This window comes from Vibrio sp. 10N.247.311.13 (assembly GCF_041467595.1).
GTDB lineage: Bacteria > Pseudomonadota > Gammaproteobacteria > Enterobacterales > Vibrionaceae > Vibrio > Vibrio crassostreae_C.
The window spans coordinates 1-17,979 of the sequence record NZ_JBFSUX010000002.1; the positions used below are offsets into that span (position 1 = coordinate 1).

The 17,979-nt window shown below is 44.2% G+C and carries 14 protein-coding genes; 7 read left to right on the forward strand and 7 right to left on the reverse strand.

The annotated features are described in order from the left end of the window. Window positions 1-437: 437 nt before the first annotated feature. Window positions 438-1,769, forward strand: coding sequence for a carbohydrate porin (locus AB6E52_RS01080; protein WP_019821079.1), 1,332 nt, complete (start codon window positions 438-440; stop codon window positions 1,767-1,769). A 300-nt stretch (window positions 1,770-2,069) separates the two neighbouring features. On the opposite strand, the gene AB6E52_RS01085 is transcribed toward AB6E52_RS01080, so the two are convergent. Next, a complete protein-coding gene (locus AB6E52_RS01085) occupies window positions 2,070-2,948 on the reverse strand; it encodes a helix-turn-helix domain-containing protein (protein ID WP_048664698.1) in 879 nt (292 codons plus the stop codon). A 142-nt stretch (window positions 2,949-3,090) separates the two neighbouring features. On the opposite strand from AB6E52_RS01085, the gene AB6E52_RS01090 reads away from it, so the two are divergent. Then, complete coding sequence (locus tag AB6E52_RS01090; protein ID WP_017071400.1) at window positions 3,091-5,904, forward strand: glycoside hydrolase family 3 C-terminal domain-containing protein; 2,814 nt, start codon at window positions 3,091-3,093, stop codon at window positions 5,902-5,904. Between the two features lie 88 nt (window positions 5,905-5,992). Here AB6E52_RS01090 and AB6E52_RS01095 read toward each other — a convergent pair whose 3' ends face one another. From AB6E52_RS01095 to AB6E52_RS01115, 5 genes are all read right to left on the reverse strand, one after another. Then, entirely contained in the window at window positions 5,993-6,898 is a 906-nt protein-coding gene (locus AB6E52_RS01095) for a MalM family protein (RefSeq protein ID WP_102320464.1), read from the reverse strand. A gap of 176 nt (window positions 6,899-7,074) precedes the next feature. Further along, entirely contained in the window at window positions 7,075-7,812 is a 738-nt protein-coding gene (locus tag AB6E52_RS01100; RefSeq protein ID WP_102320465.1) for a dienelactone hydrolase family protein, read from the reverse strand. Window positions 7,813-8,034: 222 nt separating this feature from the next. Beyond that, window positions 8,035-8,970 (reverse strand): pyridoxal-phosphate dependent enzyme, encoded by a 936-nt coding sequence (locus tag AB6E52_RS01105; protein WP_102320466.1) that lies wholly within the window; start codon window positions 8,968-8,970, stop codon window positions 8,035-8,037. Between the two features lie 92 nt (window positions 8,971-9,062). Further along, complete coding sequence (locus AB6E52_RS01110; RefSeq protein ID WP_017063525.1) at window positions 9,063-10,361, reverse strand: HAMP domain-containing sensor histidine kinase; 1,299 nt, start codon at window positions 10,359-10,361, stop codon at window positions 9,063-9,065. Further along, window positions 10,358-11,035, reverse strand: coding sequence for a response regulator transcription factor (locus tag AB6E52_RS01115; RefSeq protein ID WP_017062034.1), 678 nt, complete (start codon window positions 11,033-11,035; stop codon window positions 10,358-10,360). The genes AB6E52_RS01110 and AB6E52_RS01115 overlap by 4 nt, the downstream gene beginning before the upstream one ends. Window positions 11,036-11,160: 125 nt before the next feature. Between AB6E52_RS01115 and AB6E52_RS01120 the strand changes: the two genes are divergently transcribed. From AB6E52_RS01120 to AB6E52_RS01130, 3 genes are read left to right on the forward strand one after another with little or no spacing between them, the layout of a single operon-like run. After that, window positions 11,161-12,180, forward strand: coding sequence for a glycosyltransferase family 2 protein (locus AB6E52_RS01120; RefSeq protein WP_102320467.1), 1,020 nt, complete (start codon window positions 11,161-11,163; stop codon window positions 12,178-12,180). Then, window positions 12,177-13,664: a glycosyltransferase family 39 protein gene (locus AB6E52_RS01125; RefSeq protein ID WP_102320468.1), complete on the forward strand. Its 1,488-nt coding sequence runs from the start codon at window positions 12,177-12,179 to the stop codon at window positions 13,662-13,664. The genes AB6E52_RS01120 and AB6E52_RS01125 overlap by 4 nt, the downstream gene beginning before the upstream one ends. Continuing rightward, the gene (locus AB6E52_RS01130) at window positions 13,651-14,115 is read left to right on the forward strand and encodes a GtrA family protein (protein ID WP_017070766.1); all 465 of its coding nucleotides are present in this window, start codon (window positions 13,651-13,653) and stop codon (window positions 14,113-14,115) included. Before AB6E52_RS01125 ends, AB6E52_RS01130 begins: the two co-directional genes overlap by 14 nt. A gap of 85 nt (window positions 14,116-14,200) precedes the next feature. Here AB6E52_RS01130 and AB6E52_RS01135 read toward each other — a convergent pair whose 3' ends face one another. After that, window positions 14,201-16,591 carry a YgiQ family radical SAM protein gene (locus AB6E52_RS01135; RefSeq protein WP_102320469.1) on the reverse strand — a complete coding sequence of 797 codons (2,391 nt, stop codon included), beginning with the start codon at window positions 16,589-16,591 and terminating at the stop codon, window positions 14,201-14,203. A 237-nt stretch (window positions 16,592-16,828) separates the two neighbouring features. Between AB6E52_RS01135 and AB6E52_RS01140 the strand changes: the two genes are divergently transcribed. Then, a complete protein-coding gene (locus tag AB6E52_RS01140) occupies window positions 16,829-17,509 on the forward strand; it encodes a hypothetical protein (protein WP_017062029.1) in 681 nt (226 codons plus the stop codon). A 132-nt stretch (window positions 17,510-17,641) separates the two neighbouring features. Continuing rightward, window positions 17,642-17,842, forward strand: a complete 201-nt coding sequence (locus AB6E52_RS01145; RefSeq protein WP_004736508.1) for a DUF4250 domain-containing protein — start codon at window positions 17,642-17,644, stop codon at window positions 17,840-17,842. The last annotated feature ends 137 nt before the right edge of the window (window positions 17,843-17,979 follow it).

Genomic DNA, 17,979 nt, shown 5'->3' on the forward strand with positions numbered 1-17,979 from the left:
CGCTTGTACGGTGGTGTGAGAGGACGGAGGCCGTGAGGCCTCCTCCTACTCGATTCGACGATTATTTGAGGAAGACAACCGACGGTGTCATTCGAAACAGGTTCTGAGTGTTTGAACGGAGCAATTCGTCCTTAATATGTGAACAGTGATATTTTACTTGGTTCCATGATTGTTCAAACAAAATACTTAACATCTCTATTTTTGTGACTTACGCATAAGAAAGCGCTTTCTTTGGTGGGGTTGATCACGGTTTATATTCACGAGATCGATTTATACTCTTTCCATACCAACTGAGCGGTTAAAGCCAATAAGGTTAAGAGTGCATAGTGAATGTGGGCTTAGATTTGATCTTCTTTAAATCTGTTCGATTGGTTTTTTTAAGAAAAATAAAGAAAGCGCTTTCTTTGTGAAAGTATAATTTGGAACATGGAGTTATTATGAAACTTTCTAAGCTTACCCTTGCTTGTTTAGTCGCTACAGCTGGCTTGTCTACTGCACCTGCTGTACATGCCGAAAAATCGGATGGATTTGAATTTCACGGTTATTTCCGTGCTGGTGTTCTATTCAGTGAAAATGATGATTTTAAACGAGCAAAGTTCCCAGCATCTAAAGAGCGTTTAGGTCGATTGGGTGTTGAGTCGGATAGCCACTTTGAAGTTGCACTGCAGAAAAATTTTGAGAATGACGGTGGTCAGAAAATTCGAATCAAAACACGAGCAGCAGCCAACAATGCGGAATATGCAACCAACCAACTTGGTGCCAATGCCGATGCAACCAACAGCGAAATTGGTATGGCAGAAACTTTTGTCGAGTTTGAAGGTGTATCTGAAACCGGTGTTGTATGGGGTGGTAAGCGCTTTTATGGTAAAGATAATTACATCTTTATGACCGACTTTTTCTACACGGATATGTCAGGTACTGGTGTTGGTATTGAAGGTGTTGAGCTAGGTGGTAATAAGTGGGACTTTGCTTATATTGCAAGCGATGACTCTGGCGATACAAGTTTCTGGGGTGACAGCAACAACATCATGCATGCACTTCATGCTGGCGTGAACTTTGGCAGTGTTGAGCTTCACGCTATGGCTAAGTATATGCCAGACAATATGGTCGATTTAGGTTTTGGTAATGGCCCAGAAGCATTCGCTGAGAATGGCTATGAAATGACGGCAATTGTTCACACTGAGTCTGTCTTTGGGTTGTCAGATAAAGGTTTTACAAAATACATCGCGCAGGCTGGTAAAGGCTTAGGTTCAGGTAACCTTTTAGGCGGTACTCTTACGACTTACAACACGTACAAGCCTGGTAGCGACTATCAAAGTTGGTTAACGACAGGCACGGGCTGTGGTACGTCTTGTTTGAAGGCTGTTGATGAAAACGATGTATCGCTACGTGCTTTAGCATGGGGTGGGTACTTTTTTGAAAATGGTGTGAATATTTTCCACTCTCTTCAAACCCAGTACAACGATTTTGACAATGGTGACACAGACGGCTGGGTATCAGCAATGGTGCGACCAACGTTCCCAATTTCAGAAAACTTCTTTATCGCTACCGAAGCTGGTTACATGTACAACTACGAAGACCGTAATGGTGAGTCAAAGAATTCTTATGATTACAAGCTAACAGTAGCACCGACTCTAGTTGTGCACTCTGGCTTCGGTCCATCTCCAGAAATTCGCTTCATGGCATCTTACCTTGATGGTGAAATGCAAGATGGTACGGGTAAAGAGGGCGACTTTGTTGTAGGTATTCAAGCTGACATGTGGTGGTAGAATTTTTTACCTTCGGGTCTTAAGTGATATCGAGCATACCGGGGGAGTGGTATGACGGCCTTGCCTTTAGGGCGGGCAAGGTTCTCGATATCCTATTTATTGCAATAGTTGAGCTCTTTCCTAGCAGCACAAAGAGTTTCATTTTTATTGCTATGAGTCTTCCATATTTGAGTTTCGTTTCAAATGTGTTCTTGCCAAAGATACTCATCGACCGCTTCGAAAGGAGCGGTTTTTTTATGTGTGACATATCTAATCTTTTAAGGCTTAAGGCTTAAGGTTTAAGGTTTAAGGGGGAAAGGGTTATGAGTTATGGGAAGAATGTTGCTTTCTAAATTCGCGAGGGCTGCATCCATTTTGGGCCTTAAAACATTTGGAGAAATAGTTGCTGTCAGAAAAGCCGCAAGACTCAGCAATGTGTTGGATGCTTTTGTTGTCGTTTAATAATAAGGATGCCGAGTGTCGAATTTGAAGGTCTTTGACGTATTGGTTTGGGGATGTATTTAAAAACTGCCTGAATAACCTTTCTAGTTGCCGCTTGCTGATATAGGCCGCTTGCGCAATGGTTTCTGTATCTAATCCTACTTCTTTGTAATGACGGTCAATATGTGCGAGAGCACGGCTCAATGCCAGGGTTGTTTTTGGTAAGCTATGGGTCTGTTCTTGATATCGCCGAGCAAGTTCTATCGCAAGTTGCTGCATTGTGCTCGTCAATATGATTTCAAACCCCTGTTCTGCGTTGTCGTATTCCGATTTGATTTGTTGTAGAAGTCCATTGATTCGTTTCAACTGAGAAAGTGATAACGTAAGCTTTGCTTGATATTCAGATGCTTGTCGAGCAATTGGTTCTACCTTGAAAAGCGCTTGATAACCTGGCATTTGACGCATTGAAGGGACCTCAAAAAAAGGCAATGCCGTATCAAACATCAAGTTTACAATCTTCAGTTTATTTACTTCACAAAATCCATGTTCAATATCCCCATTAATAACAAATACATCTCCTGTACTTAAAGGGTAAGTGTGGCTAGCTACCGTATGCTTTCCACTACCACTCACAACTAAGAAAAGTTCAGAAAAGTCATGGCTATGTACGTCAAAGTCGAAATCGTGATGACCATCGACATAGGCAAATTTTATCTGAGGATATCTCTGATGACTTTGGAGTCTAAACTTGGTTTTCATGTCGCTATTTTACCTATTTCTGTCGCTTATTTGGTAGTTAAACGCCGTGGTTAAGATTACTATTTTTTGAACAAAGACAATATTAACTTTTAGAGCGAGAGGTCAAATTTTTGCTCTAAGTAAAAAAATAGTAGGACTTTAAATGAATACTGTGGAAATTCTCGAAGCACAGAAGCAGCTTGCACCCATAAGTCGACAAGCGGCTACTGAGGGCATTGTGCTACTAAAAAATAGTGATTCAATATTGCCATTGCAGGCTAGTGATACGGTGTCTCTTTTTGGTCGCTGTCAGATTGATACCTACCGAAGTGGCACTGGATCTGGTGGAGCTGTGAATGTCCCTTATTCCGTTAATGCATTACAGGGCTTGTATGAGAATCCAAACATCAATCTTAATCTCAGTTTGGTGGAGGTATACAAACGTTGGGTCAAGGACAACCCGTTCAATGACGGAGGAGGTGGTTGGGCAGCAGAACCTTGGTTTCAAGATGAAATGCCTCTTTCAAATTCAGTTGTGATGGATGCCGTTGCCAAATCTAACAAAGCCGTTATTTTTATCGGTCGAACGGCGGGTGAAGATCAAGATAATGCACAGCAGCAAGGCAGTTACAATTTAACCGCGCTAGAAATACAAATGTTGGAGAAAGTGACAGAATATTTTGATGATGTCATTGTGATACTGAACGTGACCAACATAATCGATATGTCATGGACAAGTTCACTTAAAGGTTCTGCTGCGATTAAGGCTGTTCTGTATAGTTGGGCCGCAGGTATGGAAGGTGGGCATGCTTTAGCTGATGTTTTATCAGGTGATGTTAGCCCGAGTGGACGTTTGACCGACACTATTGCGCACTCTTTATCTGATTATCCTTCCAGCGCTAGCTTCGGAAATAAAGAGCGTAATCTGTACCAAGAGGATATCTATGTCGGGTATCGGTATTTTGAAACTTTCAATCCTAAAGCTGTTCAATTTGAGTTTGGTTTTGGGCTGTCCTACACCCGCTTTTCCAATAAATTAAATGCATTGACGACTCTTGGTTCCGGCTCTGAACAAGAGTTGGTCTTCGATATTGAAGTTAAAAACATAGGCGAGAAATACAGTGGTAAGGATGTGGTTCAACTGTATGTTGAATCGCCTCAAGGTCACCTTGGTAAGCCTTCACGAGCACTGATCGGTTTTGTGAAAACACCGACCTTGGACCCGCAAGATACGGTGTGTTTGACTATTTCATGTCCTCTATCTTCCTTCGCATCATTTGATGACTCCGGTAAAACGGGACACCCAAATAGTTACGTACTTGAAGCTGGAGAATATCACTTTTATCTAGGAGGAAGTGTTCGCCAGGCAAAGCTTGTTAGTGAGAGCGTTAAAATAGAAGAGCTGTTAGTTGTTGAGCAATTAACGGAAGCACTTGCTCCTGTCACCGGATTTAGTAGGTTGATCCCAAAAGGCAACGAGGAAAATGGTGTTTACAGTTGCGATTACGAATCTGTGCCGCTGCGAACTATTGATTTGAGTAAACGTATTCTGAGTGAGCTTCCAAGCTCTATTCCTCTTGGTGAAGATACGGGCATTCGTTTACTGGATGTTAAGCAGGGGCGAGCGAACATTGACGAATTTATCTCGCAAATGACCGTAAAGCAGTTAGCGACAATTGTTCGTGGGGAAGGTATGTGCAGCCCTAAGGTGACGCCAGGTACTGCTGCTGCTTTTGGGGGTGTTTCGCCGAGCTTATTTGATTTAGGTATCCCTGTCGTTGCAGCTGCTGATGGTCCGTCTGGTATCCGAATGGACAGCGGACATAAAGCATCTCAAGTCCCAATTGGTACATTATTAGGCTGTACATGGAACCCAGAACTGAATGAGAAACTATTTCATTTAGTGGGGAAAGAGATGCAAGCCAATCATATTGATACGTTGCTTGGTCCTGGGATTAACATCCACCGCCACCCTTTGAATGGTCGAAATTTTGAGTATTTCTCAGAAGATCCATTTCTCTCAGGGGTAATAGCTGCATCTCAAACTCTTGGTCTTAAAGCTGCAGGAGTATCTGGCACAATCAAGCATTTGGTGGCGAATGATCAAGAAACGTCACGGTTTGATGTTGATAGTGTTATATCTCAAAGAGCACTTCGTGAGATTCATCTGAAGCCTTTTGAAATAGCGGTAAAACAAGGAGGAGCTTCGAGTGTTATGACCTCCTACAACCCTATTAATGGTCACTGGGCTGCATCCAATTACGACCTCAATACTACGATTCTTCGTGGGGAGTGGGGTTATAAAGGGATAGTGATGACGGATTGGTGGGCAAAAATGAATGACCCAATCAAAGGTGGCTCTGAAAGTCGAAGTTACACATCCTTTATGCTTCGCTCTCAAAATGATCTTTATATGGTTGTTGAGCATGATGGTGCGGAAAATAACGTGTCGAATGACGATACGTTACAGGCGCTTGAAAACGGAACGTTGAGCTTAGGGGAGTTGCAACGAAGCGCGATGAATATTTGTCGTTTTATTATGGACTCTCCAGCAATGGGTCGCCCATTAGTCGCTTTTGATCCAGTTAAGAGCTTTGAGGCGACCCAAAATCTTAATAAACAACAGAGTAAAACTGATGGAGACTTTTGCTCTCTGACGGCAGAGCAACATGCAATAGTATTACCACTTAATATCAGAGAAAACCGTAGCATTGTTTTGGAAGTTAAACAGGCTGGTGTGTATCGATGTGCAGGTATTGTTAACTACGATAGTGGCACTTTGGCTCAATCTGCGTGTAGTTTAAGTCTCAATAACGTGTACGCGATGTCTCTATCAGTGAATGGTACTAATGGCGAGACAGTTTCAGTTGAGGGGCTCTCCGTTAAGCTTGATAAAGGCTTTTATTCTTTGGATATTGAATTCATCAAATTAGGCTTAGAATTGGAGCAATTAGTATTTTCGTTTATGCCTGAATAGGGCTAAGGGATAACAGTCGTTTATTTAACTCTCGTTGCTCAAAAAAGAGGTAAAGTGAGAGAAAATAAACGACTACTTTGAGGTTGAGTTATTGTGCTTTTTGATATTGCTTCATCGCGTCAACAAAGGAGTTTCGCATCCCTTCGATTCCTAATCGCTCAGATTCTTCAACGTAAGTCAGTGCTGCACTAAAATCTCCAGATGAAACCGAGTTTTCTATAAGAGTTTGATAAACCTCTTTCTTATTCAGTGTATTTTCCGTTAATAAATCTGATTGGGCTACGGTTGATTCTGGAATAATTTGTTGAACTCGCTTTTGACGGTTTTGTTCTTCAACAACGGTGGTTACCGCTGTGAATTTAAAATCAAAGGAGACTTTCCCGATTGCAGAATGAGGGATGGCGTAGTCCGTGTTATGAGCGATGTTTGCCTGGATATCACCAGAACGTATCGCCATATCACTTGGTCTTTCGACAGGAGTTGTTTCCGCGAGTGCTTCGCTGGTTGTGAATACGACCAAGTAAGCAGGAGCCTCGCCGTTTAAGTAACGTTCTTGCAGTTCGATTTGCGCGCCATATTGTGCACCATCAAGCAGGCTAAGTGGTTGGTACTTAATACTTTCATTGCCAATGACATCTAGCGGCTGGTAATTTTTGTCTAAGACTAAAAGTGACGGAACGAATGCTGAATAACTAGCATTTGAAGTCACTGAAAAACGAATAGCATCTAGTGTTGCAGGAAGCTTTAGCCCTCCAGCAAAGGATCGGCCCGATTTGAACTCGATCTTAGGGCTTGCTGTGGTGATCGAAACAGATGTTTCTTCTGGGTTCGTAACGCTTTGATATTGAATTGTACTCAGGTTTTCACAGCAGTTTTCGTTGTTCTGTAGTGACTCTAGCCCCGGAGAAGTTTTGTGGTAGCTAACCGGTGACTCTGTCACTGTTGAACAGGCGCTTAGTGCGAATACCGCTGGTAGAATTGCTAAATATTTCATAATTTCTCACAGTTAAAAAAGCATATCTGATTCAGAGTGCCTGATTGATAATAGAGACACACTACAAGAAAGCGCTTTCTTTTTGAGTGGCGAACACCAAATTTAAAGAAATACTCGCTAATAATTAGTACGAATTAGGTAACAGGCTGCCGTTGGGCTGTTACCTAGATTGAAAGTTAACGAGATACCGAACTTAACAACTGAGTAAAGCGTTGCCATGATTTTTGGTCAGCTTCATGTTGATAGTTATTCGATCCGAATACTGTGAAGGCGTGTGGCGCACCACTATAAGTGATCATCTCATGCGGAACTTTGGTTGATTCAAGTTGAGCGGCGAGGCTTCCAAAGTCGTGCATTGAAATCATGGCATCAGCCGTGCCGTGGAACACGACTACGGGAGCTTTAGTCTGCGAGTAGTCTTGACCTTTTGGTGTTGATAAACCGCCATGGAAGGTGACATAAGCCTTCGAAGGAATGCCCGCACGAGCGGCTTCCAATACAGCGGCTCCGCCGAAACAGTATCCCATCATTACGTTGTTATCTAAGTTGCCGCCAAGTCTTTTCGCTTCCATGGCACCAGCGTTGAGCAACGTACGCATTTTTTCTCTGTCTTTATACAGCTCGCCTGTATGTTGCTTTTTATCTTTCACTTCCGTAGGGCGAATGCCTTTACCAAATAGGTCGATGGCGAACACGTTGTAACCGAGTTCGTTGAGCATCTCAGAACGTTTCTTTTCGTAATCGGTTAAGCCATCCCAATCGTGTATTAGCAGTACCAAAGGCGCTTGGTCACTGGCTTCACTCCAATAACCTTCGTAATCCATCCCATCGACTTGGTAAGTGACGTTTTCTCCTGATATCGCAGAGAAGGGCAGTAAAACTGAAAACAGGCCGAGCGTAGTGAGTTTTTGCATGCGTAATTCCTTTCGATGACAATTGACGTTCCAATCGAAAGTATAGATAACGCGATGATTCTCGCCAGATTTCTGTCTCTAACTTGAAATGTCTGGCAGGGATAGCAGGTGGCTATTACTGATAAACAGCCATCGAAAGGGAGTGCGATGGCTGTTCATGATGCGCTGAGAAATTCTCAGTTCGCAGAAACGCGGGGCATTAGAGTAGAAAAGAACGGATTACTACCAAGTAGCGTTATCAGCGGTGTGGCTACTTCGAAGTTCTGGGTACTTACGTTGATAGCGCGGCAACATCGACTCATTACCTAAGATGCCACCTTGATGGATATAGATGACGGTTTTGGTTGGGTTCTCTTCTTGCCATTGCTCTAAGCATTGCCACATTAATGGGTCGTAGAGCAGGTCGAATTCAATATCAGTTTGTTCTTGTAGATCCAACCAAGTTTGATAGTCCTGCTGGTACAACTTACCAAAGTGGTGTTTGGCTTTAAGCGGTAATATCTGCGGGTGATCGGTTTCGCCAAGCTCGTTGAACTGTTGCGTTAGGTAATCACTGCCGCCAACACATGCACAGGTTAATACCGGGATGTTGTGTAGTTTTAAATGCTTATGTAGATACAGAGCCGTGCTGCCTGTGCCTGCTGGCAGTGCCACAACAAAATCGTATTGGTTTTCAAAGCGAGTCCAGCTCAGTATTTCCATCGCCAGTTGTTTTACGCCATATTCAGAAAGCTGAGAGCGTCCACCTTCTGGTAACACAATGCATTGTGAGTCAGGTTGTCTTACTTGCTCAATATACTCTTGTGGATGAAGCTCAGAGCCTGTTTCTTTGACTGAAATAACCTCAGCCCCGAGATCGATAGCGCCACGGTAGTTGCCGAGTGGGCGTTCTTGTAGCCATCGAGGTAGGTGATCAACGTAAAACTCAAGCGTCCAACCTTTGATTTTTGCAAGTGCGGCTAGCGAGAACAATGAGTTGGCTTGAGCGGAACCATAGCTTATTAGGGTGGTAGTGCTTGGGTGCTCGTCTTCCAGCAGCTTCATGAACTTGCGGGCTTTGTTACCGCAAAAGTGTGAGTGAAGTTGATCGTCACGCTTTAAGAAAAAGGTGTGGTCGTTAAATTGATGCTGAGTTACAGGGCTATTATTTAGTTTCATCGCACTTAAACAAAATGCTGACTAAAGAGCCAGCATTTTTAAATCAAATAGGACGGACGAGTATCTAGTAGCCAGAGGCGGCTGTAAACCAACTAAATCAAGTTTTCGTTCGATATTGACGCGGATGAATCGGCTTGAAAGGTGATCTTGGCTGTGCATCCACCACAGCTGCGATTAAACAATTCAAAGTCCCAATGAAAACGCTGACACAAGTCATCGACAATCAACAAACCTAGCCCGTGTCCATTCGGGTTGTATTGCTCCTGCAGGCCTTCGCCTTGGTCTTCAATAATAAGACTGTCTTGAGAAAGGGTAATAGTTACTGTACCGCTATTAGTGGCTGCAATCGCGTTTCTTAACAAGTTACCGACCAACATATTCATTATCGCGCTGGTGGCCTGAATTGTGGGTTCTGATTGAACTTGTAAGGTTATCGCGACTTCCTTCTCGTCAGCCTGCAACGAATTTTTAGAAACGATAGTCTCTAGCTCTTGCTGGCTGAATAAACGTAGCGGTGCATCGTCACTGTTTCTTTCATAGCGAACGAGACCAAGCAGTGCATCGACCATTTCAGACATTTGAACAATGGCTTCATCAATACGTTCAACCTGACGAGATTGAAATTCGGTTGTTTCGCTTCTCAGTAACAGTTTGTTGGCACCACGAGCAACAGTCAACGGAGTTCTTAGTTCATGACTTGAGTAGCGTGCGAAAGCTTGCTCGCGTTTTACTAGAGAATTGATTTCTCTTCTGTATTGATTGAGTTGATCCGTCAACTGACGAAACTCCACCGCCGCATCGTCATTCACTCCAAATTCTTCGTTTAGATTGAGCTTATTGGATTCAAGCTGTTCAGACAGGGAGTTGAAGGGCTCAATCAGCCGTTTAGACAACCGATAGAGCAGAGCTCCGAAGCTGAATATTAGAATAGAGAGAAGGGCTAATACAAATGTGGTGGCATAAACGAGCTCAAAGACACTAAGCTCGACACGGTCTATTTCAGAAAGCAGAACAATAGGGTGAGTTCTACCTTCATGAGTATACTCGCCTACATAGACCATACGAGATTCTGGATCTTCACCGACCTCACCAATGAAATTTTCTTTGCCTTCAATATACTTTAAATACTTTTTCGGTAGATAGGAAAGATCGTTGTAAGCGATAGTCAGGTCATCAATACGAAGCTCTCCACTTTCACCTGACTGGAATAACCCGACTGCATAGTTGCGGTCAATTAGGATGCGTCTTTCACCCACGCGGTCTTCCGACAAGTACAGGGCTGTGATAAATACCACATAGACAAATGCCGACACAATTACGGCCATTAACCCAAAGAAAACCGCTAAGCGGCCCGTTAGGGTTTTTGTGCTTGTAAGAACATTTGAAATCAATTCGATGGCTCCAATCGGAAGCCAACTTTAGGCACCGTAATTAACATCTGAGTGTCGAAAGGCTTGTCGAGTTGATTACGTAACTGATAAATGTGACTGCGCAACACATCATTGTTGGGTTCGTTTTCTTCCCATAACTTGTAGGAAATAGCTTCACGAGTGACTACTTCAGGTGCGCTTTGGCACAGCATCTCAAGTATGGTGTAAGTGGTTGGGTTGAGCGCTAGTAGTTTATCTTGGCGGTAAGCTTTACGGGTTTTTTGGTCGATGGTGAGTTCATCGAACTGAAGTTTTGAAGAGGCGACTTTTCCGCGGTAACGACGGACTAACGCGTTCATTCTTGCTTCTAGAATATCCAAATCAAATGGCTTGGTGAGGTAATCATCGGCACCGTGTTCAAAGCCTTTCAGCATATCTTCTCGGCTATCTAAGGCGGTCAGCATCAAAATAGGTGTCGCGTTACCTTGGTCTCGCAGTTTATTACAAACCGTTAGGCCGTCCATTCTCGGTAACATTAGATCCAATATGATGATATCAAATGAGTTTTCCAACGCGAGTTGTAGGCCAAGTTCACCGTTGTCTGCGTAATCGAGTTCCATGCCAATACACTCAAAATAATCAAACAAGACACCTGCAATTTCACGGTTATCTTCGACTAATAGAACTCGTTTCATTTTGATTCTCATACAGAAATAGACAGTAACATTATCCTGAGTGAGCGTGAAAAATATGTCAATAACATAACTTTCACTTATGGGAGGGTAGATTGGCTTCAGATTAAAAAATAGAAGAACGTATTATGTCTGAACTTCATATTAGCCGCCCTAAGATATCTACATCGCAGATCAATCCTGCGGTCTCTTTGTCTATCATTGTGCCTTTTTACGATGAACAAGAGGTATTGGAAGAGTTCCACTCTCGCCTTACCAAGGTGCTTGATAGCTTACCGATCACGAGTGAGATTGTTTATGTCGACGATGGCAGCAAAGACAACAGCTTGGACTTGGTGAGTTCATTCACTTCAATCAATAGCTCAATTTCTGTGATTGGTTTAAGCCGTAACTTTGGTAAAGAGTCAGCCATGAGTGCTGGTCTTGAGCATTGCCGAGGACAAGCGGTGATCTTGTTAGACGCAGACCTGCAAGATCCGCCGGAGCTGATCCCACAAATGGTTGCCAAGTGGCGCGAAGGCTATGACGTTGTGAATATGCAGCGCAGCCAGCGTGATGGTGAAACGTGGTTTAAGAAGTTTTCAGCAGCAAGCTTTTACAAAGTCATGAACGTGGCAGCGAAGATCGATGTTCCAGAAAATGTCGGTGATTTCCGACTGTTAAGCCGAGAGGTTGTCGACCATATCAACCAACTGCCTGAACGTAATCGCTACATGAAAGGTATTTTCTCATGGCCGGGTTTTAGGCAAGCAACGATTCAGTTTAAGCGCGATGCTCGCTTCTGTGGCGAGACGAAATGGAACTACCTGAAACTCATCGGATTGGCGATGGATGGCATCACATCATTTTCTATCCGCCCACTGCGTATTGCGACGGCCGTTGGTGGATTAGTGGCGCTTACCGCTTTTGTGTATGGCGTCTTCATCGTGTTCAAAACCATGATGTTTGGTGAGCCTATCACGGGCTATCCGTCAATGATGGTCGTACAGCTTGCCCTTGGCGGTATCCAACTGTTGTGTATTGGTTTAATGGGAGAGTACATAGGTCGTATTTTCATTGAAACCAAGAATCGTCCTTTGTATCTGATCCAATCGGTGGTCGATACACCGGCATTAAAAACACATTTTAAATTAGAGGAGTCAGCATGAGCCTGAACCGAACGCACCTATGGTACTTGTTGGCTTTTGCATTGGTTTTAAGGCTTTTATCTTTGGCAACCTATCCATTAATGGATACCACAGAAGCGCGCTATGGCGAAATGGCACGTCTGATGGTGGAAACTGGGAATTGGTTAACGCCTCAGTTTGATTACGGTATTCCTTTCTGGGGTAAGCCACCGTTGTTTACATGGATGAGCGCTGCTGGTATTGAGTTGTTCGGCCTGAGTGAGTTTGCCGTTCGCGCACCACATTGGTTAGCGGGTGTAGCAACGATTTTGTTGACCGCTTACATGGCGAAACGAACAGGGCAAAGTGCGTTGGTTGCCGCGGTAGTGTTGGCGACATGTGGTATTTTCTCTATTGCGGCAGGTGCTGTGATGACAGACATCGCGTTAACCTTAGCGATGACTATTGCCATGCTGGGTTTCTACCTATGTTGGCTAGGAGGAGAAGCGGGGAAGGGTGAAGGGAGTGCGAAGACTAATCGGTCTTGGGGTTATGTTGGTTTCATTGGTTTAGCATTAGGCTTGCTGGCAAAAGGGCCGGTAGCGATTGTCATCATGGGTATCGCAGTTTTCCCTTGGTTGGTATTACAACACTGCTTCTTTGGTGCTTTCAAAGCGCTTTGGCAACGTTTCCCATTGTTGTCTGGTTTAGGTGTGATGTTAGCGATTGCTCTACCTTGGTACATCATGGCTGAAATGGCAACACCGGGTTTCATTGATTACTTTATTGTTGGCGAGCACTTTAAGCGTTTTGTTGTGAGTGGTTGGGAGGGCGATTTATACGGTTCTGCCCATGACCAAGCAAGAGGCATGATTTGGATTTTCTGGATTCAAGCGGCTGCGCCGTGGTCGATTGTGTTGCCTATTTTGACTTTCGCCCGTCGTAAGAAAATCGCAGAAGTTAACGCTGAACATAGTGGATTGTTTTCATTCCTCGTGTGTTGGTTGGTCTCTCCTCTGATTCTTTTTACCATGGCGGGTAATATTCTTCCTGCCTATGTGTTGCCAGGCATTCCTGCCCTTGGCTTGTTGGTGGCAATGCTTGTAGTAGAAAAAGATAAGAAGTGGTTCTCGAGTGTGGCTTTAGTGCTACCTGTGTTGCTAATGATTGCAATGGTCTACCTCAACTTAGGCAAAGCGAATGAGAAAAGTGACCGTATTATCTTCGAACAGATTACGGATGAAGCGCCGAGCTTTTATGTCGGTAAACGACCGTTCTCCGGGCAGTTTTACAGTCATGGACAAGCGAAAAAGTTACTCGATGTTGAACAGTTAGATGGTATCGACAAGTTCTATCTGATTGGTAAAAGAGCGGAAGTAGAAACCAAGATTAAAGACAACGCGTTAACCTGTATTTTAGAACCGACGGTGAAGATCAAGCGCGCTCTATTTAGTTGTCATAGCCAAAATATCAAACCAAATCTATCGTTGAGCCATATTCGAAGTGATGGCGATGTTCAATTTTAACTCGTCATCGAGACTGTTTAGCCACAAGTTCGACGCGCTAAACAAAAAACTACAACCTCACCATAAGATGATTAAATTCGCTATGGTGGGGGCGGGTGGCTTTGTTGTCGATTGTGCCGTGTTTGCATTGCTGCATTACGTTATTGGACTGCCTTTGATGAGTGCTCGAATTGGTTCTTTCATCGTAGCTGCAACGACAACTTGGTTTGGAAATCGAGTGTTGACCTTTGAGCTCAAAGGGCAGGGGAGTTGGTCCGAAAAGCTGATTCAGTGGCAAAAGTTCATGCTGTCAGCATCGATATCGGCGATACCTAATTTGCTGTGCTTTAAGTTGATGACGGAGTTACTCCCTGCATTTACTGGGGCAGTGTTTATCGCAATGGCGGTTGGCATCTTGGTGGGCATGGTCAGTAACTATTTGCTTAGTCAGTATTGGGTGTTCACACGTTAAGCTCCCTAGTAGCAGACACAAAAAAGCGCAGCTAAATAGCTGCGCTTTGTGTTTTTACGATAGCGAAGTAAACTGGTTCGCGATATTAGCGTTGTGCTGCGCGCTGGCGGTTCTTGCCGTTACCCGCAGGTTTGCCACCTTGACCATTGCCCGTTTTGTTACTGTTTGGTTTGCCATTTCCGCCGCCATTACCTTGCGATTGCTGACCTCCAGGGCCTTTCTTAATAAAGCCAGTCGCTGGTTTACGACCATTGCCATTACCGCCACCTTGGTTAGCATTGCCTTGGCTACCGTTGCCGTTACCAGTCGGCTTCTTGCCACCCGGTTTCTTACCAGAGTGGTTACGTGGGCTTTCGCCACCAAGACCTGGCTGAGACTTGCTGTGCTTAGTAGCAAAGCGCTGTGAACCGTGACGACCAGACTTACGACGTTGTGCTGGTGTTTGTGCATCAAAGTCTTCTGCTGGTACTAGGCAGTTTGCTTTATCACCGATCAAGTGCTGTTTACCCATGCTGATCAGCGCTTCACGGATGATCTTCCAGTTTTCAGGATCGTGGTAACGAAGCAGTGCTTTATGCAGACGACGTTGACGATCACCTTTAGGCACTGGCACATCTTCACGCTTCTTATATTTCACGCGCTTCAGAGGGTTAGTCTCTGAGTAGTACATCGACGTTGCATTACACATTGGCGATGGGTAGAAGTTCTGTACTTGGTCACACTCGTAGTTGTGCTTTTTCAGCCACATTGCAAGGTTAAGCATGTCTTCATCTTCTGTGCCCGGGTGAGCAGATATAAAGTAAGGAATTAAGTACTGTTTCTTACCGGCTTCAGCGCTGTACTTCTCGAACATCTCTTTGAAACGATCGTAAGTGCCCATGCCCGGCTTCATCATCAGATCCAGTGGGCCTTTTTCAGTATGCTCTGGAGCAATCTTCAAGTAACCACCAACGTGGTGAGTCACAAGCTCACGAACGTATTCTGGAGATTCAATCGCTAAGTCGTAACGTACACCAGAAGCGATCATGATCTTCTTAACACCCGGTACTTTTCTCGCAGAGCGGTACAGGTCGATAGTGTGTTGATGGTCTGTGTTTAGCTTTTCACAGATTTTCGGGAACACACATGATGGACGACGACAGTTAATTTCAGCTTTTGGATCTGAACAACCTAAACGGTACATGTTCGCCGTTGGGCCGCCCAAGTCAGAAATAGTACCTGTGAAGCCCGGTACTTTATCTTTAATGTCTTCGATCTCATCCAAGATAGATTCTTTCGAACGGTTCTGAATGATGCGACCTTCGTGCTCTGTGATTGAACAGAAAGAACAACCACCAAAACAACCACGCATGATGTTAACCGAGGTTTTGATCATGTCGTATGCTGGGATTTTCGCTTTGCCGTACATCGGGTGCGGAACACGCTTGTACGCAAGGCCAAACACGTAGTCCATCTCTTCTGTGGTCAATGGAATAGGCGCTTGGTTAATCCAAAGCTCGCGATCACCGTGACGTTGAATCAGAGCACGACCTGAGTACGGGTTTGTCTCAAGGTGCAGAATACGACTAGCGTGAGCGTAAAGAATACGGTCATTGTTTAGCTTTTCGTAACCTGGGATACGAACCGCTGTAGTTTTTGCATCGTGACGAGAAGGGCGAATAGTAATAGGTTGCGCTTTTACTTCTTCTTTTTCGTCTTTCTTGGTATCACACTGAGTTTCAACTTCGTACGGGTTAACCGGAACATACGCTTTGTTCGGCTTTTCGATACGAGAAGAGTCAATGATCTTGAAGCCTTCAGGGGCCGCAGGAAGATTGATAGCAGTACCGCGGATATTGGTCAGCGTAGACATGTCTTCACCATCGGCAATGCGGTGTGCTACTTCAACCAGTGCACGCTCAGCGTTACCAAAAAGAAGAATGTCAGCTTTTGCATCAAACAATACAGAGCGGCGAACTTTATCTGACCAGTAGTCGTAGTGAGCTACACGACGTAAGCTCGCTTCAATACCACCAAGCACGATTGGCGTGCCTTTGTAAGCTTCACGACAACGTTGAGAATAAACCAGAGTTGCACGATCAGGACGCTTGCCACCTTCATTGTTCGGAGTATAAGCATCATCGTGACGTAATTTGCGATCAGAGGTGTAGCGGTTGATCATGGAGTCCATGTTACCCGCTGTGATGCCGAAGAATAGGTTAGGTTTACCTAGCTTCATGAAGGCATCTTTATTGTCCCACTTTGGTTGAGCAATAATGCCCACGCGGAAACCTTGAGCTTCAAGCAGACGGCCGATGATAGCCATACCAAAGCTCGGGTGATCGACATAAGCGTCACCAGTTACAATAATAATGTCACAGCTATCCCATCCAAGAGCATCCATCTCCTTTCTACTGGTAGGCAAAAAGGGTGCAGTTCCGTAGCACTCGGCCCAGTATTTTTTGTGTTCGTGAATAGGAGTGATATCGCTGTACATATTTCAACCTCTGATTTTTGAGGCGGGAATTATAGCGGCATGAGCCTAGACTAGCCAGTAGAACATGCCCCTGTTAGTTCTGGTGTCTTTCGTCTTTTTACGGTAAATGGCGACAAAAGAACCATACAACAGCATAGTTGAAGCCTTAAATAACGTCGCTAATTTGTGATTTTGATTAGTGTTCGCAGCAGTTTTTGATATTATTCGCGAAAATAAGTCTGAAGAAGTAGATCCACAATGGTCGAAACGTTATTAGTACAATTTGCTCCGATGCTTTTAGGAGCCCAACTGATCTTAACCCTCATCTTGGTGAAAGGGGATATTTGTCCGGGGCAGCGTGGTCGTATCCACAAGATGTTACCTGCGATTGGCGTGCTGTGGCTTGCCGTTGCCTCAGTAAAAATTGAAGCCTTTCTGGTCGTGTTTGCGATCTTTTATTTCTATTCTCAAGTTCAAACTAAGAAGACACGCGATTCTGGCCCTATTTGGGTGATGTACTTAGCTTGTGGTTTGGCATTGTCTTACGTTGCTATCCAAGCGACGGAACAAGCAACTACCGTTGGTATCATCACTACTGTATTGCTAGTGGCACTGTTAGGCTCAGCGTTTGGCCATTTACTGCTGACGATTGCAAGAACACGCTTACAGGCATTTCACCGTGTTCTGCCTGTTGTTGGTGTTTTGACGGGTATGTTGGTGGTTTTGGCAACAGTCGTGAGTGTCTATTCTTTGTCTGAAGCTCAACTAGAACCAGTGATTTCAACGCTACTGTTCAGCTTTGCTTTGCTAATCTCAGCTATCGTGGTGTGGTGTTGGCATCTACTGTTCGTTAAAACCCCGGAAAAACTTCAACTGACGGTTTCGTTACTGATGTTATTGGCTGCGGCTGTGGGTTTAACGCCAGTGTGGGCACTTTAATCGCGCACTTTCATTAATTACGTGCGCTCATTAATCACGCATTCTCTTTAAGAAGTGTGATCAGTTTTTTAGCATGGCCTTGGTAAGCGTTCTAAACTTAATTTTAGTCGGTGTGTTCGTAAGGAGTACGAGATGGATTTAAGCAACGTCAAAGGTTTCGATAGCATTATCTTGCTGGGAATCGTGAATGAGAAACTTCGCCTAGAGTGCGATAGCTTTGAAGAGCTGATCAGTATGTATGAAATGGATATAGAAAGTGTCGTGGGCAAGCTCGATATGCTTGGCTATCAATACGACCCATTGACTAACCAGTTTAAGTCTTATCCAAGATAGTCTATTTTCGCGAATCAACAGATATCGAAAATCATCGATACTGAAACTAAAAAGTCACAGATTATCTGTGACTTTTTTTGTTTCTGGCGTTTGCCTTTCCGATTTAATACAGGCTTAAGCTAGCTCAATAATGAACC